The sequence below is a fragment of the Bacillus sp. FSL R5-0603 genome (genome assembly GCF_038050295.1).
Lineage (GTDB): Bacteria > Bacillota > Bacilli > Bacillales > Bacillaceae > Bacillus > Bacillus subtilis.
On sequence record NZ_JBBOYP010000001.1, the window covers coordinates 415,644 to 436,517 of the forward strand.

25 protein-coding genes are annotated in these 20,874 nt (G+C 44.6%); 21 read left to right on the forward strand and 4 right to left on the reverse strand.

Annotated elements, in window-relative coordinates:
• Positions 1 to 117 precede the first annotated feature (117 nt).
• The 7 genes from dctP (at position 118) to NYE56_RS02035 (ending at position 6,244) form a co-directional block, all read left to right on the forward strand.
• Entirely contained in the window at positions 118 to 1,383 is a 1,266-nt protein-coding gene (gene dctP / locus NYE56_RS02005; RefSeq protein ID WP_095843484.1) for a C4-dicarboxylate transporter DctP, read from the forward strand.
• A 147-nt stretch (positions 1,384 to 1,530) separates the two neighbouring features.
• Positions 1,531 to 2,583 (forward strand): AI-2E family transporter, encoded by a 1,053-nt coding sequence (locus NYE56_RS02010; protein ID WP_038827763.1) that lies wholly within the window; start codon positions 1,531 to 1,533, stop codon positions 2,581 to 2,583.
• Between the two features lie 114 nt (positions 2,584 to 2,697).
• The gene (locus tag NYE56_RS02015) at positions 2,698 to 2,862 is read left to right on the forward strand and encodes a hypothetical protein (protein ID WP_014475863.1); all 165 of its coding nucleotides are present in this window, start codon (positions 2,698 to 2,700) and stop codon (positions 2,860 to 2,862) included.
• The gene (locus NYE56_RS02020) at positions 2,855 to 3,781 is read left to right on the forward strand and encodes an ABC transporter ATP-binding protein (protein ID WP_021481708.1); all 927 of its coding nucleotides are present in this window, start codon (positions 2,855 to 2,857) and stop codon (positions 3,779 to 3,781) included. Before NYE56_RS02015 ends, NYE56_RS02020 begins: the two co-directional genes overlap by 8 nt.
• Positions 3,774 to 4,541, forward strand: coding sequence for an ABC transporter permease (locus NYE56_RS02025; RefSeq protein ID WP_015715273.1), 768 nt, complete (start codon positions 3,774 to 3,776; stop codon positions 4,539 to 4,541). The genes NYE56_RS02020 and NYE56_RS02025 overlap by 8 nt, the downstream gene beginning before the upstream one ends.
• A 94-nt stretch (positions 4,542 to 4,635) precedes the next feature.
• Positions 4,636 to 4,971, forward strand: a complete 336-nt coding sequence (locus NYE56_RS02030; RefSeq protein ID WP_003225151.1) for a hypothetical protein — start codon at positions 4,636 to 4,638, stop codon at positions 4,969 to 4,971.
• Between the two features lie 127 nt (positions 4,972 to 5,098).
• Positions 5,099 to 6,244 carry an acyl-CoA dehydrogenase family protein gene (locus tag NYE56_RS02035; protein WP_015715274.1) on the forward strand — a complete coding sequence of 382 codons (1,146 nt, stop codon included), beginning with the start codon at positions 5,099 to 5,101 and terminating at the stop codon, positions 6,242 to 6,244.
• 23 nt (positions 6,245 to 6,267) lie between these two features.
• On the opposite strand, the gene fbpB is transcribed toward NYE56_RS02035, so the two are convergent.
• Positions 6,268 to 6,447, reverse strand: a complete 180-nt coding sequence (fbpB, locus tag NYE56_RS02040) for a Fur-regulated basic protein FbpB (RefSeq protein WP_080009755.1) — start codon at positions 6,445 to 6,447, stop codon at positions 6,268 to 6,270.
• Entirely contained in the window at positions 6,401 to 6,565 is a 165-nt protein-coding gene (locus NYE56_RS02045) for a Fur-regulated basic protein FbpA (RefSeq protein ID WP_014475868.1), read from the reverse strand. The genes fbpB and NYE56_RS02045 overlap by 47 nt, the downstream gene beginning before the upstream one ends.
• A 245-nt stretch (positions 6,566 to 6,810) precedes the next feature.
• Between NYE56_RS02045 and NYE56_RS02050 the strand changes: the two genes are divergently transcribed.
• Positions 6,811 to 7,683: a cation diffusion facilitator family transporter gene (locus NYE56_RS02050; RefSeq protein WP_268554632.1), complete on the forward strand. Its 873-nt coding sequence runs from the start codon at positions 6,811 to 6,813 to the stop codon at positions 7,681 to 7,683.
• A gap of 14 nt (positions 7,684 to 7,697) precedes the next feature.
• On the opposite strand, the gene NYE56_RS02055 is transcribed toward NYE56_RS02050, so the two are convergent.
• Entirely contained in the window at positions 7,698 to 8,018 is a 321-nt protein-coding gene (locus tag NYE56_RS02055; RefSeq protein WP_003234326.1) for a thioredoxin family protein, read from the reverse strand.
• A gap of 153 nt (positions 8,019 to 8,171) precedes the next feature.
• Here NYE56_RS02055 and NYE56_RS02060 point away from each other — a divergent pair, with 153 nt between their 5' ends.
• The 5 genes from NYE56_RS02060 (at position 8,172) to NYE56_RS02080 (ending at position 14,708) form a co-directional block, all read left to right on the forward strand.
• Positions 8,172 to 9,257 (forward strand): D-alanine--D-alanine ligase, encoded by a 1,086-nt coding sequence (locus NYE56_RS02060; RefSeq protein ID WP_341283391.1) that lies wholly within the window; start codon positions 8,172 to 8,174, stop codon positions 9,255 to 9,257.
• 71 nt (positions 9,258 to 9,328) lie between these two features.
• A complete protein-coding gene (locus NYE56_RS02065; protein WP_341283392.1) occupies positions 9,329 to 10,702 on the forward strand; it encodes a UDP-N-acetylmuramoyl-tripeptide--D-alanyl-D-alanine ligase in 1,374 nt (457 codons plus the stop codon).
• 399 nt (positions 10,703 to 11,101) lie between these two features.
• Positions 11,102 to 12,586: a degradosome RNA helicase CshA gene (gene cshA / locus NYE56_RS02070; protein ID WP_003246685.1), complete on the forward strand. Its 1,485-nt coding sequence runs from the start codon at positions 11,102 to 11,104 to the stop codon at positions 12,584 to 12,586.
• 171 nt (positions 12,587 to 12,757) lie between these two features.
• Entirely contained in the window at positions 12,758 to 13,237 is a 480-nt protein-coding gene (locus NYE56_RS02075; protein ID WP_003234318.1) for a PH domain-containing protein, read from the forward strand.
• Complete coding sequence (locus tag NYE56_RS02080) at positions 13,227 to 14,708, forward strand: PH domain-containing protein (protein ID WP_341283393.1); 1,482 nt, start codon at positions 13,227 to 13,229, stop codon at positions 14,706 to 14,708. The genes NYE56_RS02075 and NYE56_RS02080 overlap by 11 nt, the downstream gene beginning before the upstream one ends.
• A gap of 162 nt (positions 14,709 to 14,870) precedes the next feature.
• Here NYE56_RS02080 and NYE56_RS02085 read toward each other — a convergent pair whose 3' ends face one another.
• Positions 14,871 to 15,470 (reverse strand): rhomboid family intramembrane serine protease, encoded by a 600-nt coding sequence (locus NYE56_RS02085; protein WP_041850724.1) that lies wholly within the window; start codon positions 15,468 to 15,470, stop codon positions 14,871 to 14,873.
• Between the two features lie 94 nt (positions 15,471 to 15,564).
• On the opposite strand from NYE56_RS02085, the gene acpS reads away from it, so the two are divergent.
• From acpS to rsbT, 8 genes are all read left to right on the forward strand, one after another.
• Positions 15,565 to 15,930, forward strand: a complete 366-nt coding sequence (gene acpS / locus NYE56_RS02090; protein ID WP_015252768.1) for a holo-ACP synthase — start codon at positions 15,565 to 15,567, stop codon at positions 15,928 to 15,930.
• 165 nt (positions 15,931 to 16,095) lie between these two features.
• On the forward strand, positions 16,096 to 17,112 hold the full coding sequence (locus NYE56_RS02095; protein ID WP_003234282.1) for a LolA family protein: 1,017 nt from the start codon (positions 16,096 to 16,098) through the stop codon (positions 17,110 to 17,112).
• Between the two features lie 114 nt (positions 17,113 to 17,226).
• Positions 17,227 to 18,396: an alanine racemase gene (gene alr / locus NYE56_RS02100; RefSeq protein ID WP_015252766.1), complete on the forward strand. Its 1,170-nt coding sequence runs from the start codon at positions 17,227 to 17,229 to the stop codon at positions 18,394 to 18,396.
• Between the two features lie 115 nt (positions 18,397 to 18,511).
• Positions 18,512 to 18,793 carry a type II toxin-antitoxin system antitoxin EndoAI gene (gene endB / locus NYE56_RS02105; RefSeq protein ID WP_003225183.1) on the forward strand — a complete coding sequence of 94 codons (282 nt, stop codon included), beginning with the start codon at positions 18,512 to 18,514 and terminating at the stop codon, positions 18,791 to 18,793.
• Positions 18,794 to 18,797: 4 nt separating this feature from the next.
• Complete coding sequence (ndoA, locus tag NYE56_RS02110; RefSeq protein WP_003156187.1) at positions 18,798 to 19,148, forward strand: type II toxin-antitoxin system endoribonuclease NdoA; 351 nt, start codon at positions 18,798 to 18,800, stop codon at positions 19,146 to 19,148.
• Between the two features lie 115 nt (positions 19,149 to 19,263).
• Complete coding sequence (gene rsbRA / locus NYE56_RS02115; RefSeq protein WP_009966610.1) at positions 19,264 to 20,088, forward strand: RsbT co-antagonist protein RsbRA; 825 nt, start codon at positions 19,264 to 19,266, stop codon at positions 20,086 to 20,088.
• A 4-nt stretch (positions 20,089 to 20,092) separates the two neighbouring features.
• The gene (gene rsbS, locus NYE56_RS02120) at positions 20,093 to 20,458 is read left to right on the forward strand and encodes an RsbT antagonist protein RsbS (protein ID WP_003225190.1); all 366 of its coding nucleotides are present in this window, start codon (positions 20,093 to 20,095) and stop codon (positions 20,456 to 20,458) included.
• A 3-nt stretch (positions 20,459 to 20,461) separates the two neighbouring features.
• Positions 20,462 to 20,863 (forward strand): serine/threonine-protein kinase RsbT, encoded by a 402-nt coding sequence (gene rsbT, locus NYE56_RS02125; protein WP_017697001.1) that lies wholly within the window; start codon positions 20,462 to 20,464, stop codon positions 20,861 to 20,863.
• Positions 20,864 to 20,874 lie beyond the last annotated feature (11 nt).

Below are 20,874 nucleotides of genomic sequence, written 5' to 3' on the forward strand. Positions count from 1 at the left end.
TGAGACCAAAAAGACCAAAATGTCCGTTATGATCATAAACTTCCCCAGACTGTATGAAAACGCTATCATTCTAGTAAGAAAGACACAAAAGGCGAATAGGACAGGGGGATGAAGGATATGAAACTGTTTAAAAATTTAACAGTTCAGGTCATAACCGCGGTCATCATCGGGGTCATTGTCGGGCTGGTCTGGCCGGATGTCGGCAAAGAAATGAAACCGCTTGGCGATACATTTATCAACGCTGTTAAAATGGTGATCGCACCAATTATTTTCTTCACAATCGTTCTCGGGATTGCAAAAATGGGCGATATGAAGAAGGTTGGAAAAGTAGGGGGAAAAGCGTTTATCTATTTCGAGATTGTCACCACACTCGCACTCATTATCGGTTTATTTGTCGTCAATATTATGAAGCCGGGTGCGGGTCTTGATTACAGCAAGCTTGAAAAGGGAGATGTATCACAATACACGCAAAATGGCGGTCAGGGAATCGACTGGATTGAATTTGTTACACACATTGTTCCATCCAACATGGTTGATGCCTTCGCAAAAGGGGACATTTTGCAGGTCTTATTCTTTTCTATTCTTTTCGGAGTGGGCCTTGCGGCATTAGGTGAAAAAGGGAAAAGCGTCATTGATTTCTTCGACAAGGTTTCTCACGTTTTTTTCAAAATTATCGGCTACATTATGCGTGCCGCGCCAATCGGGGCATTCGGGGCGATGGCGTATACAATCGGACACTTCGGGCTCGATTCCATCAAACCGCTGGCAAGCTTAATGATGTCTGTTTATATTACGATGTTCCTGTTCGTATTTGTTGCTTTAAATATCATCTGCAAGCTTTACGGATTCAGCCTGTGGAATTACCTTCGCTTCATTAAGGATGAGCTTTTGATCGTGCTTGGCACAAGCTCTTCCGAATCGGTGCTTCCGCGTATGATGGATAAAATGGAGCGCTACGGCTGTTCCAAATCAGTTGTCGGGCTAGTTATTCCGACGGGCTATTCGTTTAACCTCGATGGCACATCCATTTATTTATCAATGGCGACTGTCTTTTTGGCACAGGTGTTTGGAGTAGACCTCAGCATCGGTCAGCAAATTACGATTATCCTCGTTCTGATGCTGACATCGAAGGGAGCGGCAGGTGTGACGGGAAGCGGATTTATCGTCCTTGCCTCAACGCTGTCAGCGCTGCAGGTCATTCCGCTGGAGGGTCTTGCACTCCTGCTCGGGGTCGACCGTTTCATGAGTGAAGGAAGAGCCATTGTGAACCTGATCGGAAACGGAATCGCCACGATCATTGTTGCAAAAAGCGAAAATGAATTTGATGAAGCAAAAAGCGTAGAGGCTGTTGAAGGCATGAAAAAAATGAAAACAGCAGTCTGAAAAAAGAACGGCCCATCCATGGGCCGTTTTTTTAATTGTTTAAGAATTATTAAGGTAAGGACAGAGACCTCAGCATTTTTTTGTTATATAATTTACAAATGGATACTATATTGAATGAAGGACGTTTGTCCTAACAGGAGTGTATAAATGGCCGCTTTAGTTAAATTTTTTCAGCACCCGGGAGTAAGGCGTTTCTCCATCTTTGTCGTGTTAACTGGTGTGTTATATCTATTTAAGAGCATGATCAACTTAATATTGCTTACCTTCATTTTCACATTTCTAATGGATCGTTTGGAGCTTGTCGTGCGGCAGTTTGTAAGCCAGTTCTTCCGCGTGAGCCAGCGGGTTGTCATTACGTTTCTTTACATGTTGCTGGCTGTGCTGCTTACAGTCGGGGGCTTTGTGTTTTATCCGGTCGTCGCGGCGCAGATCCAGCAGCTGGTAAAGCAGATTAAACATATTGCGTATCATCCTGACAGCATCCCTTTCTTTGATGAGATCACCAGTGTCTTCGGAGATATTAACATCAGTTCATATGTCAAAGAGGGCTTCAATGTAGTGTATACGTATCTGGCCGATATCAGCACATTCGGCTTGCAGGTCGTGATGGCGCTCATTCTTAGCATGTTTTTCTTATTTGAGAAAAAACGGCTTTCTGAATTCATGGCGAAATTTAAAACGAGCAAACTGAGGGTCTTTTATGAGGAGATTGCTTTTTTCGGAAGCAAATTTGCAAGAACGTTCGGCAAGGTGCTCGAGGCTCAATTTATCATTGCGCTCGTCAACTGTATTCTGACGTTTATCGCGCTTTGGATTATGCATTTTCCGCAGCTGTTTGGGCTTTCGATTATGGTGTTCTTCCTTGGATTGATCCCTGTAGCAGGCGTCGTCATTTCCCTGATTCCGCTCAGCATTATCGCCTACAGCACTGGCGGTGGAATGTATGTGCTCTACATTGTCCTTGTCATATTCGCCATTCATGCGATCGAAACATATTTCTTAAATCCGAAGCTGATGTCGGCGAAAACAGAGCTGCCAATCTTTTTCACCTTCACAGTACTCATTTTCTCTGAACACTTCTTCGGCATTTGGGGGTTGATTATCGGGATTCCGATCTTTGTGTTTCTCCTTGATATTCTGGATGTCACCAACAAGGAAGATAGGTCTAAAGGACCCCGAGAGAATAGCGATAAAGTTTAAAATCGAATAATGAGTGTGCCTCGATCTGCCGGCCTGCCTGTTCAGGGCATGGAATTAAGACTCGGAATCGGAGCTTGGCATTGCTTCGCACAGTGGTGAACACAACAGGTGACAATGCCTGTCATCATTACAGAAACTGAAAAGAACAAACAGTCGGAGCAAACGCTCATCATCGGTTTAACCAAACATTTGGAAGCAACAAATGCTATAATACAAACAGTGCCTAATGTTGGGCACTGTTTATTTTTTGTCGAAAAAGGAGGAAGGCTTTATGGCTGAGCCGATTTTACATATTGAAGGCCTCGATAAAAAGATTGGGTCTAAACAGATTTTAAAACAGATCAGCATGGACGTCATGGAGGGTGAAATCATCGGCCTTCTCGGTCCAAATGGTTCCGGAAAAACAACACTCATCCGTATTATCGTCGGGCTGCTGAAACAAAACAGCGGAAGCGTGACAATCAGCGGATTCCAGCATGATACAGAGTTTGAAAAAGCGATGGAAGCGGTTGGAGCGATTGTTGAGAACCCTGAGTTCTATCCGTACCTGACAGGCTGGGAAAACCTCAAGCACTTTGCGAATATGCACAAAAAAATAGCGGATGAACGGCTTGATGAAGTGGTGGAACGTGTCGGGCTGACGTCAGCGATTCATGATAAGGTGAAAACCTATTCCCTTGGGATGCGCCAGCGTCTGGGAATCGCCCAGGCAATTCTTCACCGGCCGAAGCTTCTCATTCTAGATGAACCGACAAACGGCCTCGATCCTGCGGGGATGAAGGATTTTCGCGATCATATTAAGGAACTCGCAGAAATGGAAGGAACAGCTGTCCTGTTTGCCACTCATTTATTGCGCGAGGTTGAAGACTTGTGCGACCGTGTCATCATCATTCAAAAAGGTGAGATCAAAGCGGAAGTCAGCTTACAAGGAACTGATCAAACCACAGAAAAAGCGATTATAGAAGTGCAGCCGCAAGAAAAAGCGCTCAATTGGCTGACAGGCAATCAATATCAAGCTGAGAGCCAAGACGGGACGATTGTAGTTGATGTGGCAAAAGAAAACATACCGGAGCTGAACCGATCACTTGTCGGACAAGATCTGAATGTATTTTCCATTACGCCTTACACGCAATCACTGGAAGACGAATTTATAAAAGCGACGACCGCTCATCAAGAGGAGGGAGAAGAGCTTGTCTAAATTAATTTGGAATGAACATATGAAACTTTTTAATCGGAAGGTCACTTTGGTTTCCCTTATCCTGATGGCTGTCTTTCAATTCTTCATGGCTTTGATCATTAAACGGATTGTCATCAGTGCCGGAACAGATGAAAACTTCATCGGCTATTTATCGTATACACCGAGCCTGAACATTTTGCTGCAGGCTTTAACGATCGTAATTGCAGCAACAATTGTTTCGATGGAATTTGATAAAAAGACGATCAAATTTTTGCTCATTCGTCCGGTTAAACGCCAAAAGGTCTTTTGGTCAAAATTAATCACAGTCGTGATGGTCAGCTTCTATTTGTATCTGGCATACTACATTCTGGCATTATTATTCGGTCTCGTGTTTTTTGGCACATCGGTGACTGCGGAATCAAAGACATTGCTGGTCAACACCTTGGCGCTGATCGGGTCAAACTGGCTTGAAGCTGTAATGATGGGATTATTCGGGCTGCTTTGTTCTTCGCTGTTCCGCAACAGCGCGGTAGCAGTTGTTGTTTCTTTTGTCGTTTTATACGGAGCGAGTACACTTGTTCAGCTCATGAAGTTGTTTGAAAACAAGTGGGGCAGCTTTTTGCTTTTTGCGAACACTGACTTTACGCAATACAGAAGCGGAGAGACAGCGTTGTTTTCAGGCATGACGCCATTGTTTTCAATTGGAATTCTCATCATACATGCCATATTCTTCATCGTTGTTGGCTGGTGGTGCTTCTGTAAACGGGATGTTCGGGTCTAAAGGCAAGGAATGACATTTTTGTGAAAAAGCTCACGTAAATCAATATCATTTGATATTTTGGTTTATACTAAAGGTACTGACGGAGGTGTCTCGATTGAGGAACTTTATTACCGCTTTACCGATCGTATTGCTGCTTGGATTCTCATTTGTGTCATTCATGTTTCAGTTTGAACATCTTGTTTATTTCAGGCTCGCGCTTGGGTTGTTTTCTCTCGTGGGACTGTACATGATATATAAAATGAAGACGGGCATCCGCTATTTTATCATCTATCTGTATGCCAGCTGGATTGTGTTGGCCGCAGTGACCGCTTTTGAAGAGCCGATTTTCTCAAGCTTTTTCTTTGGCGGCCTGGTGATGACGATGGGTTACCTGACATATATGCTGATTTATCTCGGCATGAAACAAGACCGGGATGCAAATCCTGTGTAATCGCGCTGTTCCCTTGGGGAACGGCGTGTTTTTCTATACTGGGCAAAAGGTTAACAGTTGCGGAAAAATGGCAGGAAATCTATAATACATATTAAATTTATCGGAATTAAAACTGGGGGGCTGCCGGATGTCATTATTTATACAAAACGATCAACAGCGGCAATGGATGGAGAAAATCGGACGGATTGCGGATGAATTTCAGCAAACAGCTGCTGAAGATGACGAACAGGGACGTTTTCCTGCAGAGAAAATACAAAAACTGCGTGATGCTGGGTATACAGCATTAACATTGCCGGCATCTCATGGCGGAGGGGGCATTTCTGTTTACGATATGCTCCTGTTTCAAGAACGGCTTGCACGGGGAGATGCTCCGACGGCTCTTAGCATCGGCTGGCATTTGAGCGTGATCGGGGAGCTTGGAGAAGGCAACAGCTGGGATGAAGACGTATTTGCATTTGTTGCCAAGGAAGTCCAAAACGGAGCCGTCATTAACAGGGCGGCGACTGAAGCGAAAACCGGAAGCCCGACAAGAGGAGGGCGTCCGGGTACACACGCCGTCAAAAAGGATGGCAAATGGGCAGTGAACGGGAGAAAAACCTTTACGACGATGTCACAAGCTCTGGATTATTTTTTAGTAACCGCATGGATTGAAGACAAACAAACAACAGGCGTGTTTCTCATTCATAAAGATGATCCCGGATTGTCGATTGAAGAGACGTGGGATATGATGGCGATGCGGGCGACTGGGAGCCATGACCTTGTACTGAACGAAGTAATGCTTGATGAGAATAAGCTGGTGGAACTGCTTCAAGGGCCCCGTGGAGCTAAGCCGAATGGCTGGCTGCTTCACATTCCTGCGATTTATCTTGGTGTGGCTCAAGCTGCTCGTGACTATGCAGTGCAATTTGCATCTGAGTATTCTCCAAACAGCTTGAATGGACCGATCAAGAATGTCCCGGCCGTACAGCAAAGAACAGGCGAAATGGAGCTTGAACTGCTCAATGCCAGACACTTTCTTTTCCATATCGCTCAATTGTATGACGATCCGGAGCGGCGTCCACACTTGACCAGCGAGCTCGGTGCGGCGAAACATATCGTCACAAACGCTGCGCTGTCTGTTGTTGATAAAGCGATGAGAATTGTCGGGGCCAAAAGCCTGGAACGAACCAACCCGCTTCAGCGCTATTACCGTGATGTGCGCGCCGGTCTCCACAACCCGCCGATGGATGACGCCGTGATACACAAGCTGGCAGCAGAAGCGTTTGAGTCATAAAAAAAGAGCCTTTACGGCTCTTTTTATGTATTGTTTTGCTCTTGCAGATTTTTTTGATGCTTGCGGTCGATCCTGTCATAAATAACATTCATCAGCTTTGGATTGCCCATAATCGCCGCTTTGTTTTCCTGGATCAGCTGTTGGTAAGTTTTTATTTTACGCTTCGGCATGCTCCGGCTCCCTCCTGACATGGTTGTATTCACTTTCTAACTCCGTCAGCGACAATTCATACAGATGACGCTTTGACTTTTTGTATATACCATTCTGTATTAACAGATGAATGAGCTGTTTTTTTCTGATTTCTGCAGACTGAGGTGTCATTGTGTCACCAACCTCCAATCAAACGATATTGATAATCATTATCAATTAACTTCAGTATACAATGTCCGCAATCGCCTGTAAAGGTGAAAACAGTCCTATTCTTTGCCAATTCACAAACATTCAATAAATCGACAAAAAGTTTCCCGGGCAATAATTGCTGTCGAAATGTCCCGCTTCATTGAACGCGTCCTGCTATTTTTCATGTTTTGAACCATACTATGTAATAGAATGGAGGCTGGTATTCAATGGAGCGGACAGAAAATCTGAAAAAGGGAGAAAAAGGGGCGCTCCTCAATATTTTTGCTTATGTCATTCTTGCTGTTGTAAAGCTAGTCATTGGGATTCTATATCATTCTGAAGCACTGAGAGCAGACGGATTAAATAATGGAACAGATATTGTTGCGTCAGTAGCAGTGCTCATAGGATTGCGGATTTCTCAAAGACCGGCTGACAGCGATCATCCATACGGCCATTATCGGGCTGAAACAATTTCGTCTCTTGTTGCGTCTTTTATTATGATGGCAGTCGGCATTGAAGTGTTAATCGGCGGAGGAAAAGCGATTGCGGGCGGCACAACGGAAACGCCAAATCTTATCGCGGCATGGACGGCGTTAGGCAGTGCTGTGTTTATGTATGGCATCTATTTATTTAACAAAAGGCTGGCAGCGTCCATTAAAAGCTCTGCCCTGATGGCAGCGGCAAAGGACAGCAGGTCAGACGCTTTTGTAAGTGCCGGCGCGTTTATCGGTGTTTTTTCGTCCCAGCTGAAGCTGCCGTGGATTGATCCGGTAACGGCTTTTATCATCGGCATCATCATTTGCAAAACGGCGTGGGATATCTTTAAAGACGCTTCACATTCCTTAACAGACGGCTTCCATTTAAAAGATCTTGAGCCTTACAAACAGACCGTCGGCAGGATCGAAAATGTGCATCGCCTAAAGGATGTGAAAGCGAGGTATTTAGGCAGTACAGTTCATATCGAGATGGTGATTACGGTTGATCCGAAGCTTACAGTAGAAGAAGGCCATGGAGTGGCGGATGAAGTAGAAGACAAAATAAAACATGAACACGATGTCACTCATGTTCATGTTCATGTAGAGCCCGACGACATAAAATAAGGCTGTTTAACGAATTAGCTTATATGTTCAGATAAAAATTCAGTCACTTCTTCAGGCGTTTTGGCATTGGCGCTGTGAAGGTGAGCTGTTTTTTCACCGTTTTTGAAGATAAGCAGGCTGGGAATGCCCATTACTTGGTATTTTTCAGCCAGGTCAGGAAGCTCGTCCTTATTCAGCTCATACCAGTCGTTTTGGTTGTATTCTTCCAAAATATCGCCGATGAACATATTCATGCGTGTGCAGTCTGGGCACCAATCAGCATAAAACTTTACAATGATTTCTTTATCGGATTGAATCAGTTCATTAAATTGTTCGTTTGTTGTGATTTTTTTCATATGTCACATCTCCTTTTCAATGCCATTTTAATATAAAATAAAAAGGAATTACATACAAATGCATTCAACATCAGCATGCCCAAAAATAATTAGATCATTTTCCGGTGAAAATGATAAGATAGTAAAGATGAATTGTAGTGGGGGGAGTATCCATTGAAAACAAGTCTAGGATTAGTGTACGGAGGAAAGTCGGCAGAACATAATGTTTCCCTGCAGACAGCTCTGGCTGTAATCAAAGCGCTAAATACTGAGAAGTTTGATATACATCCGATTTATATAACAGAAAAAGGCGAATGGGTTAGAGGCGCCCGTTTAACTGAGCCTGTTTCAAACGTGAAAATGCTTCAATTTGAGCAAGGAGGCAGTGCTTTTTCTCCAGCTGCCCTGAACCAGGAGATGTTTCCGCAGGAAGCGTCACAGCAAAATGAAGCCATTGACGTCGTATTCCCGCTCCTCCACGGACCGAACGGAGAAGACGGTACGATCCAGGGAATGCTCGAGCTGTTGAACATTCCTTATGTCGGCAACGGAGTGCTTGCTTCCTCAGCTGGCATGGATAAAGTTGTCATGAAACATTTATTTGCGCAGGCTGGCCTTGCTCAGGCTAAATACGCAGCTTTCCTTAAGAAAGACTGGATTCGTTCTCCGAAAGAAAGCTGTGAGCAGGTTGAACAGGAATTAGGCTACCCTTGCTTCGTAAAACCGGCGAACCTCGGCTCAAGTGTCGGAATCAGCAAATGCCGAAACCGTGAAGAACTGCAAAAAGCGTTTGAGCTTGCTTTCCAATATGATCGCAAAGTCGTCGTTGAAGAAGGAATTAACGGCCGCGAGATTGAGATCGGCGTTCTTGGAAATGACGATCCTAAATGCTCTGTTGTGGGAGAAATCGCACCGAAGACAGATTTCTACGATTACAAAGCGAAATATGAGGATGGAGATACTGATCTGATGATTCCGGCGATTGTGACTGATGAGGAATACGCAACAATCAGTCATATGGCGATCAAAGCATTTAAAGCGATCGATGGTTCAGGACTCGTCAGAGCGGACTTTTTCCTGACAGCTGACGGCGAAGTTCTGATCAATGAAGTCAACACAATGCCTGGCTTTACACCTTTCAGCATGTTCCCGCTGCTCTGGAAAGAAGCCGGAGTGGAATATGCTGAGCTGATTGAACAGCTTGTGGAGCTTGCAAAAGAACGCCACGCTGAAAAACAATTGATTAAGCATACATTCTAATGAAGAAGGACACTGCCGGTAAAAGGGCAGTGTTTTTTCCCGTATATACAAAAGAAAGAGAGGGACCTTACTTGATTAAGCGAACAGTAAAAAACATTGCCGAAATGGTTAAAGGCACACTAACAAATCCGCAATATGAACAAACAGTCATTCATGGAGTGGCAACCGATACAAGAAAACTGGAACAACATCAGCTCTTTATTCCGCTGAAAGGGGAACGTTTTGACGGCCACTCTTTTGTGGAGCAGGCTTTTGAAGCTGGTGTAGCGGCTGTTCTTTGGGATCGGTCAGTACCAAATCCGCCCGAGAATCACGCCGTCATTTTAGTGGATGATACCCTTACTGCACTTCAGCAGCTTGCAAAAGCCTATTTGCAGGAGCTTGGCACGCGTGTCATCGGAGTAACCGGAAGCAATGGCAAAACGACAACAAAAGATATGATTCACGCCGTACTGGGGACCAAGTACCGTGTCCACAAAACTGGAGGAAACTTCAATAATCATATCGGTTTGCCGCTGACAGTTTTAGCGATGCCTGAAAATACGGAGATCGCCGTATTGGAGATGGGAATGAGCGCCAAAGGAGAAATTGACCTCTTGAGCCGCCTGGCAAACCCGGATGCGGCAGTGATTACGAATATCGGCGAATCGCATATGCAAGACCTCGGCTCTAGAGAGGGCATCGCGGAGGCGAAGCTTGAAATCATTAACGGGCTTAAAGAAGACGGAGTGCTGATTTATATCGGGGACGAACCGCTCCTTCAAAATGCATACAGCTGCCAGACGAAAACGTACGGGACGGGAGCGCATAATGATTATCAGCTTCAGGATGTCAGCCAGAGTGAGGAAGGAACCCATTTTACAATCAAAGGGATAGAACAAACGTTTTTTATTCCGATACTCGGCAAGCACAATGTGATGAACGCCATGGCTGCGATTGCTGCAGGGGCTTATTTTGGCATCGCGCCTGAGGGTGCGGCAAAAGGACTGAGCGGCCTAAAGGTAACCGGGATGAGACTTGAACTCATCAAAACAGACAGCGGCCTTTCGATAATCAATGACGCTTATAATGCGAGCCCGACTTCCATGAAAGCTGCAATTCAATTGACAGAAAGCCTCGAAGGCTACGGCAAAAAAATGCTCGTGCTCGGTGATATGCTTGAGCTCGGCGATCTTGAAGAAACGTTCCATAAAGAGTGCGGCGCTGTGATCAGCCCTGATAAAATTGACCGCGTCTTTACGTACGGAAAACTGGGAGCTTTTATCGCGGAAGGCGCCCTGAAACACTTTGAGAAAGACCGCGTCAGCCATTACACTGAGAAAAAAGATCTCCTCCAAGCTGTGAAGGAAAACGCATCAAAAGGCGATTTGATTTTATTCAAAGCGTCCAGAGGTATGAAGCTTGAAGAAATCGTTAAAGATTTAATAGAGAGCCCGCTTTCATAAGAAAATATTTTGCGAAAAAACGCATATTGCATCATAAAATAACATGATATGCAAACACTAATGTATGCCGGCCGAAAATTATGTATATCTGGCCGGCTGCGGCTATGATACAATATATATAGGTTATTTCGCGATACGAACATATTCGTCCGGACTTTTCATCGTGACCCGAAGTTCTCCGCTGGATTCTTGGGAGCGGATGGAGCAGCAGCCGGCATATTCGAGATGCCGATCTGCTTCTCATCTTATTGAAAAACAAATAGTGTAATGGTAAGATAAAACTTAAAGTAATTCGGGCTTTGTATACGGATGGATCCTGTCCTTCTTGTCTAAAGGGCAGTTTTATAAGTGGTAAATCACGACATTACTGAAACAGCAATTAGAAGGAGTTTGAATAATTTGACTATAACGTTTCAAGATTTTAATTTAAGTTCTGATCTCATGAAAGCAATTAATCGTATGGGATTTGAAGAAGCAACACCGATTCAGGCACAAACGATACCGCTCGGACTTTCAAATAAAGACGTCATTGGACAAGCGCAAACAGGTACAGGTAAAACAGCTGCGTTTGGTATACCCCTTGTTGAAAAAATTAACCCCGAGTCTCCTAATATTCAAGCAATCGTAATCGCGCCAACCCGTGAATTAGCCATTCAAGTATCTGAAGAATTGTATAAAATCGGACAAGATAAACGTGCGAAGGTTCTTCCTATTTACGGCGGACAGGATATTGGACGGCAAATCCGGGCGTTAAAGAAGAATCCGAATATCATTGTCGGAACACCTGGACGTCTTCTTGACCACATCAACCGCCGCACCATTCGTTTAAACAATGTAAATACTGTTGTAATGGATGAAGCGGATGAAATGCTGAACATGGGATTCATTGACGATATTGAATCTATCCTTTCAAACGTGCCAAGCGAGCATCAGACACTTCTGTTCTCTGCCACAATGCCTGCGCCGATCAAACGCATTGCAGAGCGCTTTATGACTGAGCCGGAACACGTAAAAGTAAAAGCGAAAGAAATGACGGTTTCTAACATTCAGCAGTTCTATTTGGAAGTGCAAGAACGCAAAAAATTCGATACACTGACTCGCCTTCTTGACATTCAGTCTCCTGAGCTTGCGATCGTATTCGGACGTACAAAACGCCGTGTCGATGAGCTGGCTGAAGCCCTGAACCTTCGCGGATATGCAGCTGAAGGAATTCACGGTGACTTAACACAGGCGAAACGTATGGTTGCGCTTCGTAAATTTAAAGAAGGCGCAATCGAAGTTCTAGTCGCAACTGATGTTGCCGCTCGCGGACTTGATATCTCAGGTGTTACACACGTATACAACTTCGACGTGCCTCAAGATCCTGAAAGCTACGTTCACCGTATCGGAAGAACGGGCCGTGCAGGAAAAACAGGTATGGCGATGACGTTCATTACACCGCGTGAGAAAAGCATGCTTCGCGCAATTGAACAAACAACAAAACGCAAAATGGACCGCATGAAGGAGCCTACACTTGACGAAGCGTTAGAAGGCCAGCAGCAGGTTACTGTTGAACGTCTTCGCACAACAATCAGTGAAAACAACCTGAACTTCTACATGACAGCGGCAGCTGAGCTGCTTGAAGATCATGATGCAGTAACAGTGGTTGCGGCGGCTATCAAAATGGCTACAAAAGAGCCAGACGACACACCGGTTCGCTTAACAGACGAAGCGCCGATGGTCAGCAAACGCTACAAGAACCAGCGCTCTTCTAAACGCAGAGACGGTCAAGGCGGCGGCTACCGCGGCGGAAAAGGGAAAAGCAACAACCGTTCTTCCTATGACAAAAAGCGTTCAAACGATCGCCGTTCTTCAGGTGACAGACGCCAGAAAAAATCTTACTAATTTGATCGATTCAGAGCCCAAAACATGATGTTTTGGGCTTTTTTATGTTCGCGATTTGTTATTCAGCAAACTTTCAGCTGACGGAAGCCATTTTTCTCTGTATGCTTAAGAATGAAACCTTTCTGTAAAAGAGACGTATAAGTAACGACGAAAAAAGGGAGGTAGGTATTTTTGAGAGAGCAGCCAAAAAACCAAATCAGTCCAGACGGATTAAAGGTTTGGCGACTTCAAGAGATCATCATATCCGCTGTTTGCTTGCTTATTGTCATTGCAGTTGCAGTGTTAAGCTATTATTTTCATTGGCCGTACTGGATCAGCGGCGTGCTCGGCGCGGTTTGGCTGCTGGGATCGATTGTGACGGTCTTTATCATTCCGAAGGTCCGTCATAAGGTGTGGCGATATGAAGTCCATGAACATGAAATAGATATTCAGTCAGGTATTTTTGTGGTGACACGTGTGATTGTTCCGATGGTCAGAGTTCAGCACGTCGATACGTCACAAGGGCCATTATTAAAAAAATACAACCTGGCAACGGTGAAAATTTCCACGGCCGCGACCGTTCATTCGATCCCCGCTTTAGAGATGGAGGAAGCGGATCGGCTGAGAGACTCCATTTCCCGTCTGGCGAGGGTGACTGATGATGATGTCTGAACCGAAACGCCTGCACCCGGCGGCAGTCATTTTGAATTTATGCCATACCATTATTCAAACGATAAAAAATATCATTCTGCCATTCTTTTTTGTGTATATTGTCAATTCAAACCATACTGTCCGTTTTTACGGAGCCATTGCGCTCGGTGTGCTGTTCATCTGGCTTGTAGCGGCAAGCATTATCAAATGGAGAAGGTTTACCTATCGAATTGAAGATGATGAATTTAGAATTGAAGAAGGCTTATTTGTTACGAAAAAGCGATACATATCGATTGATCGGATTCAAACGATGAATACGAGCGCAGGCCTTGTCCAGCAAATCTTTAAGCTTGTGAAGCTGCAAATTGAAACAGCAGGCGGAGGCAAAGAGGCAGAAGCCGTCCTTTCTGCTATTTCTGTTGAAGAAGCGGAACGCATCAAAGAAGCTGTCTTTAAGAAAAAGGCGCAAAGACGAGAAAACGAACTTGATGAAGAACGGTTTGAAGCTGAAGAGGAGTTGGATCCGGCCATTGAGGTGCAAGAGCACTATCGCATGAACGCGAAAGAATTGCTCATGGCCGCTTCTACCTCCGGCGGAATCGGAGTCATTATCTCTGCTGTATTTGCACTTATTTCCCAGCTTGATGAAGTGCTGCCAATGGATTGGTTATTCGATAAATTTTCCTTCCTTCAGCACGCCAGTATTGGTATTTACGCGGTACTCATTTTTATCGGTTTATTTATCGCCTGGATTTTCAGCATCGCGGGCATGATGTTTAGATACGCAAACTTTCAAATCATAAAAAAAGAGCAGGAACTGGTGATTTCAAGGGGAATTATTGAAAAACATCAAGTCACGATTCCGCTGCGAAAAATACAAGCCATTAAAATCAAAGAAAATATCATTCGCCAGCTTTTCGGCTTTGTAACGGTGTCCATCGTCAGCGCAGGAGGCGGCGACCGGGAAAAAGAAGAAGGCGCTTTGACCATTCTCTTTCCAATGATTCATAAAAAAAAGCTTCCGCACATGCTCCGAACATTTACACCGGAATATACGCTGGAAGAAAACTGCCGCCGCCTGCCGCGGCGCGCGTTGAAACGCTATTTGTTCCGTTCTGTCATTTTTTCACTCTTTTTGATCATCCCGTTATGTATCTTCTTTCAGCCATGGGGCTATCTGTCAGTGATCCTGCTGCCGATAGAATTGCTCTTCGGCTATCTCGCGTATAAAGAGGCTGCATGGACGATCAACGGGGACCGTCTTCAGCTGACGTCTAGATTTATAGGCAGAACAACCGCCATTGTACTGAAAAAACGAATGCAGGTCTGCAAGTTCAGCCAATCCTATTTCCAAAAGAAAGGCCGCTTGTATACCATTTCTACTTCGGTGAAATCATCGAGCCATATGGAAGAATTAACGGTGAGGGATGTAGGTGAAGAGGATGCAGCCTTCATTTTAAAGTGGTACTCATATGAAAAAGCGGACGGTTAATACCGCCGCTCCAGAGTGTCGGCAAACCCTCGCATTCGTTGTCAGGACTGCGCTTCGGTGCTCGTCCTTCCTAGACTTCAAGGTTTTCAATCACGCTGAAAAGATGACAAAATCCTAAAATGAAAACCATTTTAGGATTTTGTCAACAATCTGAAGCGACGGTTAATACCGCCGCTCTTTTTTTTGCACGCATAAAAACGAAAGAAGAAACCCGCCGCATAGTCCAAACAAATGGGCCATCATGTTAATATTGGAGTTGATAAACGACATGAGAATGGCAAATGCGAGCAGTGTGATGATCATTTTGGAATGCTCCTGCCCAATTAACTCATTGCGAAAAAGAACCATAAACAGGTATACGCCAAATAGCCCGAAAATTGCGCCTGAAGCACCGACATGCACGTAATCAAGCGGCTCTGTAACATAAGTGCCGATATTGCCGATGATGCCGGAGCCGGCGTATACAAGAAGGAAACGCGCTTTTCCCAGCATGCGTTCCAAAGCCGGGGCAAATAAAAAGATGGACATGGAATTAAACAGCAGATGTGTGAAACCGGCGTGCAGCAAAATCGGTGTGATCAGCCGCCACCATTCACCGTTTGCGACACCTAGATTATAGCCTGTGACGGTATCCCTCCATAACACGACTGAATGGGCAGGAAGTGAAAAAAACAGCCAGAGAACAGCTTGCAAAGCCAATATAAAGGTGACAACGGGGTAAAGCCTGATAAATGTTTGAAAATTTTCAGTCCGTATAAACATTCCGAGCCCCTTTTCTTCATTTTGGTATATCTATAGTAACACGTTTATGAGACAAACCATTTAAATAGTACGTACGCAAAGGAGGTTATCATACATGATTTACGGCATTGGGCTGGACATTACCGAGCTTAAACGCATCGCCTCTATGGCTGGGCGCCAGAAAAGGTTTGCCGAGCGGATTTTGACGCGAAGCGAGCTTGACCAATACTATGAGCTTTCAGAGAAAAGAAAAATCGAATTTCTCGCGGGCAGATTCGCGGCAAAAGAAGCTTTCTCGAAAGCATTTGGCACCGGCATTGGGAGGCAGCTCAGCTTTCAGGACATTGAAATTAGGAAAGACCAAAATGGCAAGCCCTATATCATTTGCACGAAACTGAGCCAGGCTGCCGTTCACGTATCGATCACTCATACAAAAGAATACGCTGCCGCGCAGGTTGTGATTGAAAGGTTGTCAAGCTAGTCTGCATATTAGGGAAACCCCACTCATATATTTGATAGTGCATTAAGGGAGACAAGTTGTTTGAGGCTTTTATGGTACGCATCTGTTCTGCCTAAACGTGTACCGAGCGTACCGTTAAAGTCAAACAAGCGATTTCTTCCTTTTACATCAATTGAGAAAAAGGGGTTGAAAAAGGTGAGAAAAAGCTTTGTTTTGCTTTTAACGGGACTGCTTGCTGTTCTTATTCTTTCTGCCTGCGGGCAAAAAACACAGCAAGATATTGTGGCCGGGTTAGATGAAAAGGCGAAAGAATACACCTCGTACAAAGCAAAAGCGAAAATGACCATCGAGACAGGGAGTGAGCCTCAAGTATACAATGTGGAAATCTGGCACAAAAAGCCGTCTCTGTACAGGGTTTATTTAGAAAATCCGAAAAAGGACCAAAATCAAGTCATTTTACGAAATGAAAACGGAGTATTCGTTCTCACGCCGTCTTTAAATAAGAGCTTCAGATTTCAAAGCGATTGGCCGAACAACAGCAGCCAGGTTTATCTGTTTGAATCGCTCGTAAAGGATGTTCAAAACGATTCGGATGCAGTTTTCACAGCGAAAGAAAAGAAATACGTATTTGAAACAAAAACAAACTATCAGCATAACAAAATGCTGCCCACGCAAGAAATCACATTTAACAAAAAAGATATGAGCCCGTCATCTGTCAAAGTGATGGATACTGACCGGAAAGTGATGGTCAAAGTAGAATTCAGCAGCTTTGAATTTAATAAACAATTTGATAAAGAATCATTTGACGAAAAGAAAAATATGACCCTTTCTCAAATGGATGTCGCCACAAGCGCGAAGCCTTCCGATACATTTGCGGTCAAAACGCCGCTGGAACTGCCGCTTGGCGTCAAGCTGCTTGAAGAAAAAGATATATCTACTGAAGACGGGAAGCGCATCATCATGACGTACGGAGGAGAAAAATCATTTACGTTAATTCAGGAAAAAGCCCAGATTGCCAAGGCTTCCTCCTCCGTTACGCTGAACGGCGAGCCGGTAAATCTCGGCTACACCATCGGCGCCCTGTCGGATGCATCATTATCATGGACATATGACGGTGTAGATTACCTTCTCTCTTCTAAAGATCTTTCTAAAGAGGAAATGGTGACAGTAGCGAAAAGCATGCAGGGACAATCATCGAAATAACCGCCAAAGGCCAAACATGATTTGGCCTTTTTTTCGTTAGACATCGTTTCCCTTTAGCCTTTAATTTTAGTATGATATGTAAATGATATTGAATAAAAGCTAGGAAGTGTCGTAATGAGCACAAAACCTTTTTACAGAGATACGTGGGCGGAAATTGACTTGTCCGCGATAAAGGAAAATGTCAGCAATATGAAAAAACATATCGGTGAACATGTCCACTTGATGGCAGTTGTGAAAGCAAACGCCTACGGGCATGGTGATGCAGAAACAGCAAAGGCTGCTCTTGACGCAGGTGCTTCATGCTTGGCTGTGGCTATTTTGGATGAAGCGATTTCACTGCGCAAAAAGGGCTTGAAGGCGCCTATATTGGTGCTTGGCGCGGTTCCCCCGGAGTATGTGGCAATCGCTGCTGAGTATGACGTGACCTTAACGGGTTATTCTGTTGAATGGCTTCAGGAGGCAGCCCGCCACACGAAAAAAGGTTCTCTTCATTTTCATCTGAAGGTCGATACGGGGATGAACAGGCTTGGTGTAAAAACAGAGGAAGAAGTTCAGAACGTGATGGCCATTCTTGACCGCAACCCTCGTTTAAAGTGCAAAGGGGTATTTACCCATTTTGCGACAGCGGATGAAAAAGAAAGAGGCTATTTCTTAATGCAGTTTGAGCGCTTTAAAGAGCTGATTGCTCCGCTGCCGTTAAAGAATCTGATGGTCCACTGCGCGAACAGCGCCGCCGGACTCCGGCTGAAAAAAGGCTTTTTTAATGCAGTCAGATTCGGCATCGGCATGTATGGCCTTCGCCCGTCTGCTGACATTTCGGACGAGATACCGTTTCAGCTGCGTCCGGCATTTACCCTGCATTCGACGCTGTCGCATGTCAAACTTATCAGAAAAGGCGAGAGCGTCAGCTACGGAGCCGAGTACACAGCAGAAAAAGACACATGGATCGGGACGGTGCCTGTAGGCTATGCGGACGGCTGGCTCCGAAAATTGAAAGGGACCGACATCCTTGTGAAGGGAAAACGCTTGAAAATTGCCGGCCGAATTTGCATGGACCAATTTATGGTGGAGCTGGATCAGGAATATCCGCCGGGCACAAAAGTCACATTAATAGGCCGGCAGGGGGATGAATATATTTCCATGGATGAGATTGCAGGAAGGCTCGAAACCATTAACTATGAGGTGGCCTGTACAATAAGTTCCCGTGTTCCCCGTATGTTTTTGGAAAATGGGAGTATAATGGAAGTAAGAAATCCTTTATTGCAGGTAAATACAAGCAATTAACTTACCTAAATGGAGAATTCATAAAACAGCTTTGCTTGAAGAGTGAATAATGGTATCATTATCACTGGATGGATAAAAGAGTCGTATCCGTAAGTTTGGTGGAGGTGTATGTTTTTTGTCTGAATCCAGCGCAAGAACCGAAATGAAAATCAGCTTGCCCGAAAACCTAGTAGCTGAATTGGATGGTGTAGCGATGCGGGAGAAACGAAGCAGAAACGAACTGATATCACAAGCAGTGAGAGCGTATGTCAGCGAACGAACAACTCGTCACAACCGTGATTTGATGAGACGCGGCTATATGGAAATGGCGAAAATCAACCTGAATATTTCTTCTGAGGCTCACTTTGCGGAGTGCGAGGCTGAAACGACAGTTGAGCGCTTAGTCAGCGGAGGATAATCATTTGATTGTGAAACGCGGCGATGTTTATTTTGCTGATTTATCTCCTGTTGTTGGCTCAGAGCAAGGCGGGGTGCGCCCGGTTTTAGTGATCCAAAATGACATCGGAAATCGCTTCAGCCCAACTGCTATTGTTGCAGCCATAACAGCACAAATACAGAAAGCGAAATTACCAACCCACGTCGAAATCGATGCAAAACGCTACGGTTTTGAAAGAGATTCCGTTATTTTGCTGGAGCAAATTCGGACGATTGACAAGCAAAGGTTAACGGATAAGATTACTCATCTGGATGATGAAATGATGGATAAGGTTGATGAAGCCTTACAAATCAGTTTGGCACTCATTGATTTTTAGACATATTTGCAGGTTGCTCAAATAGAGCAACTTTTTTTGTTTTCAAAAAACATAAACGATATAATAGTGAAATAACGAAAAAAATATGTTGTTTTTTATTGGGAGGTAAGCGAATTTGATGTCGAACCAGACTGTATACCAGTTCATTGCCGAAAATCAAAATGAACTGCTCCAACTGTGGACTGACACACTAAAAGAATTAAGCGAGCAAGAATCCTATCAGCTGACTGACCAAGTGTATGAAAATATATCTAAAGAATATATCGACATTCTGTTGCTGTCTGTTAAGGACGAAAACGCTGCTGAAAGCCAAATCAGCGAACTGGCGCTTCGAGCGGTCCAAATCGGACTGTCTATGAAGTTTTTGGCTACTGCGCTTGCTGAATTCTGGAAGCGTCTCTACACGAAAATGAATGATAAGAGATTGCCAGATCAAGAGAGCACGGAATTAATCTGGCAGATTGACCGCTTTTTCAGCCCGATTAACACAGAAATTTTTAATCAATACTCAATCTCATGGGAAAAAACAGTATCTCTGCAAAAAATCGCACTGCAAGAGCTGTCTGCCCCGCTTATCCCGGTGTTTGAAAATATCACTGTGATGCCTCTTGTCGGAACAATTGATACCGAACGCGCGAAACGAATTATGGAAAACCTTCTTAATGGCGTCGTCAAACACCGTTCCCAAGTCGTGCTGATTGACATTACAGGTGTCCCTGTCGTCGATACGATGGTTGCCCATCATATTATTCAGGCATCAGAAGCTGTAAGGCTGGTCGGAGCAAAATGCCTGCTGGCCGGAATCCGTCCGGAAATTGCTCAAACAATCGTCAACCTGGGGATTGATTTATCCCAAGTTATAACTAAGAATACCCTGCAAAAAGGAATTCAAACAGCATTGGAAATGACGGATCGAAAAATCGTTTCATTGGGGGAATAACATTTTGAGACATCCGAAAATCCCGATCTTGAAACTGTATAATTGCTTATTAGTATCCATTCAATGGGAACTTGATGACCAGACAGCATTAACTTTTCAAGAAGACTTATTAAATAAAATATACGAAACAGGTGCTAACGGAGTCGTCATTGACCTGACATCTGTGGATATGATTGATTCATTTATCGCGAAAGTGCTGGGCGACGTCATTACAATGTCTAAGTTAATGGGGGCTAAAGTCGTCTTGACCGGCATTCAGCCCGCTGTGGCAGTGACGCTGATTGAACTGGGAATCGCGCTTGAGGAAATCGAAACTGCGCTCGACTTAGAGCAGGGGCTTGAGACATTGAAGCGGGAATTGGGGGAATAGCGAATGAACGACCAATCCTGTGTAAGAATCATGACAGAATGGGATATTGTGGCCGCCAGACAGCTGGGACGAAACGTTGCGAAAGAACTGGGTTTCGGCACGGTAGACCAGGCTAGAATTACAACGGCTATTTCAGAATTAGCCAGGAATATTTATTTATATGCCGGCAAAGGGCAGATTGGAATTGAACAGGTCGCAGACAGAGGGAAAAAAGGCCTGAAAATCATAGCGGAAGACCAAGGGCCGGGAATTCCTGATATCCGAAAAGTCATGGAAGACGGGTTTTCAACGTCTGGAGGACTTGGTGCGGGACTTCCCGGGGTCAAAAGGCTGATGGATGAATTCAGCTTAAATTCCGTATCGGGGGAAGGAACAGAGATACAAGCCATCAAATGGCTTCGGTAGGAGGTAAGAAC

Excerpts from the sequence above, each read along its gene's own strand:
- NYE56_RS02010 (WP_038827763.1), top strand. The coding sequence starts at position 1,531 with ATGGCCGCTTTAGTTAAATTTTTTCAGCACCCGGGAGTAAGGCGTTTC.
- NYE56_RS02055 (WP_003234326.1), bottom strand. The coding sequence starts at position 8,018 with ATGAAAAAAATCACAACAAACGAACAATTTAATGAACTGATTCAATCC.
- alr (WP_015252766.1), top strand. The coding sequence starts at position 17,227 with ATGAGCACAAAACCTTTTTACAGAGATACGTGGGCGGAAATTGACTTG.
- dctP (WP_095843484.1), top strand. The coding sequence starts at position 118 with ATGAAACTGTTTAAAAATTTAACAGTTCAGGTCATAACCGCGGTCATC.
- NYE56_RS02080 (WP_341283393.1), top strand. The coding sequence starts at position 13,227 with ATGATGTCTGAACCGAAACGCCTGCACCCGGCGGCAGTCATTTTGAAT.
- NYE56_RS02020 (WP_021481708.1), top strand. The coding sequence starts at position 2,855 with ATGGCTGAGCCGATTTTACATATTGAAGGCCTCGATAAAAAGATTGGG.
- NYE56_RS02085 (WP_041850724.1), bottom strand. The coding sequence starts at position 15,470 with ATGTTTATACGGACTGAAAATTTTCAAACATTTATCAGGCTTTACCCC.
- NYE56_RS02050 (WP_268554632.1), top strand. The coding sequence starts at position 6,811 with ATGGAGCGGACAGAAAATCTGAAAAAGGGAGAAAAAGGGGCGCTCCTC.
- NYE56_RS02035 (WP_015715274.1), top strand. The coding sequence starts at position 5,099 with ATGTCATTATTTATACAAAACGATCAACAGCGGCAATGGATGGAGAAA.
- rsbT (WP_017697001.1), top strand. The coding sequence starts at position 20,462 with ATGAACGACCAATCCTGTGTAAGAATCATGACAGAATGGGATATTGTG.
- acpS (WP_015252768.1), top strand. The coding sequence starts at position 15,565 with ATGATTTACGGCATTGGGCTGGACATTACCGAGCTTAAACGCATCGCC.
- NYE56_RS02045 (WP_014475868.1), bottom strand. The coding sequence starts at position 6,565 with ATGACACCTCAGTCTGCAGAAATCAGAAAAAAACAGCTCATTCATCTG.
- NYE56_RS02015 (WP_014475863.1), top strand. The coding sequence starts at position 2,698 with ATGCCTGTCATCATTACAGAAACTGAAAAGAACAAACAGTCGGAGCAA.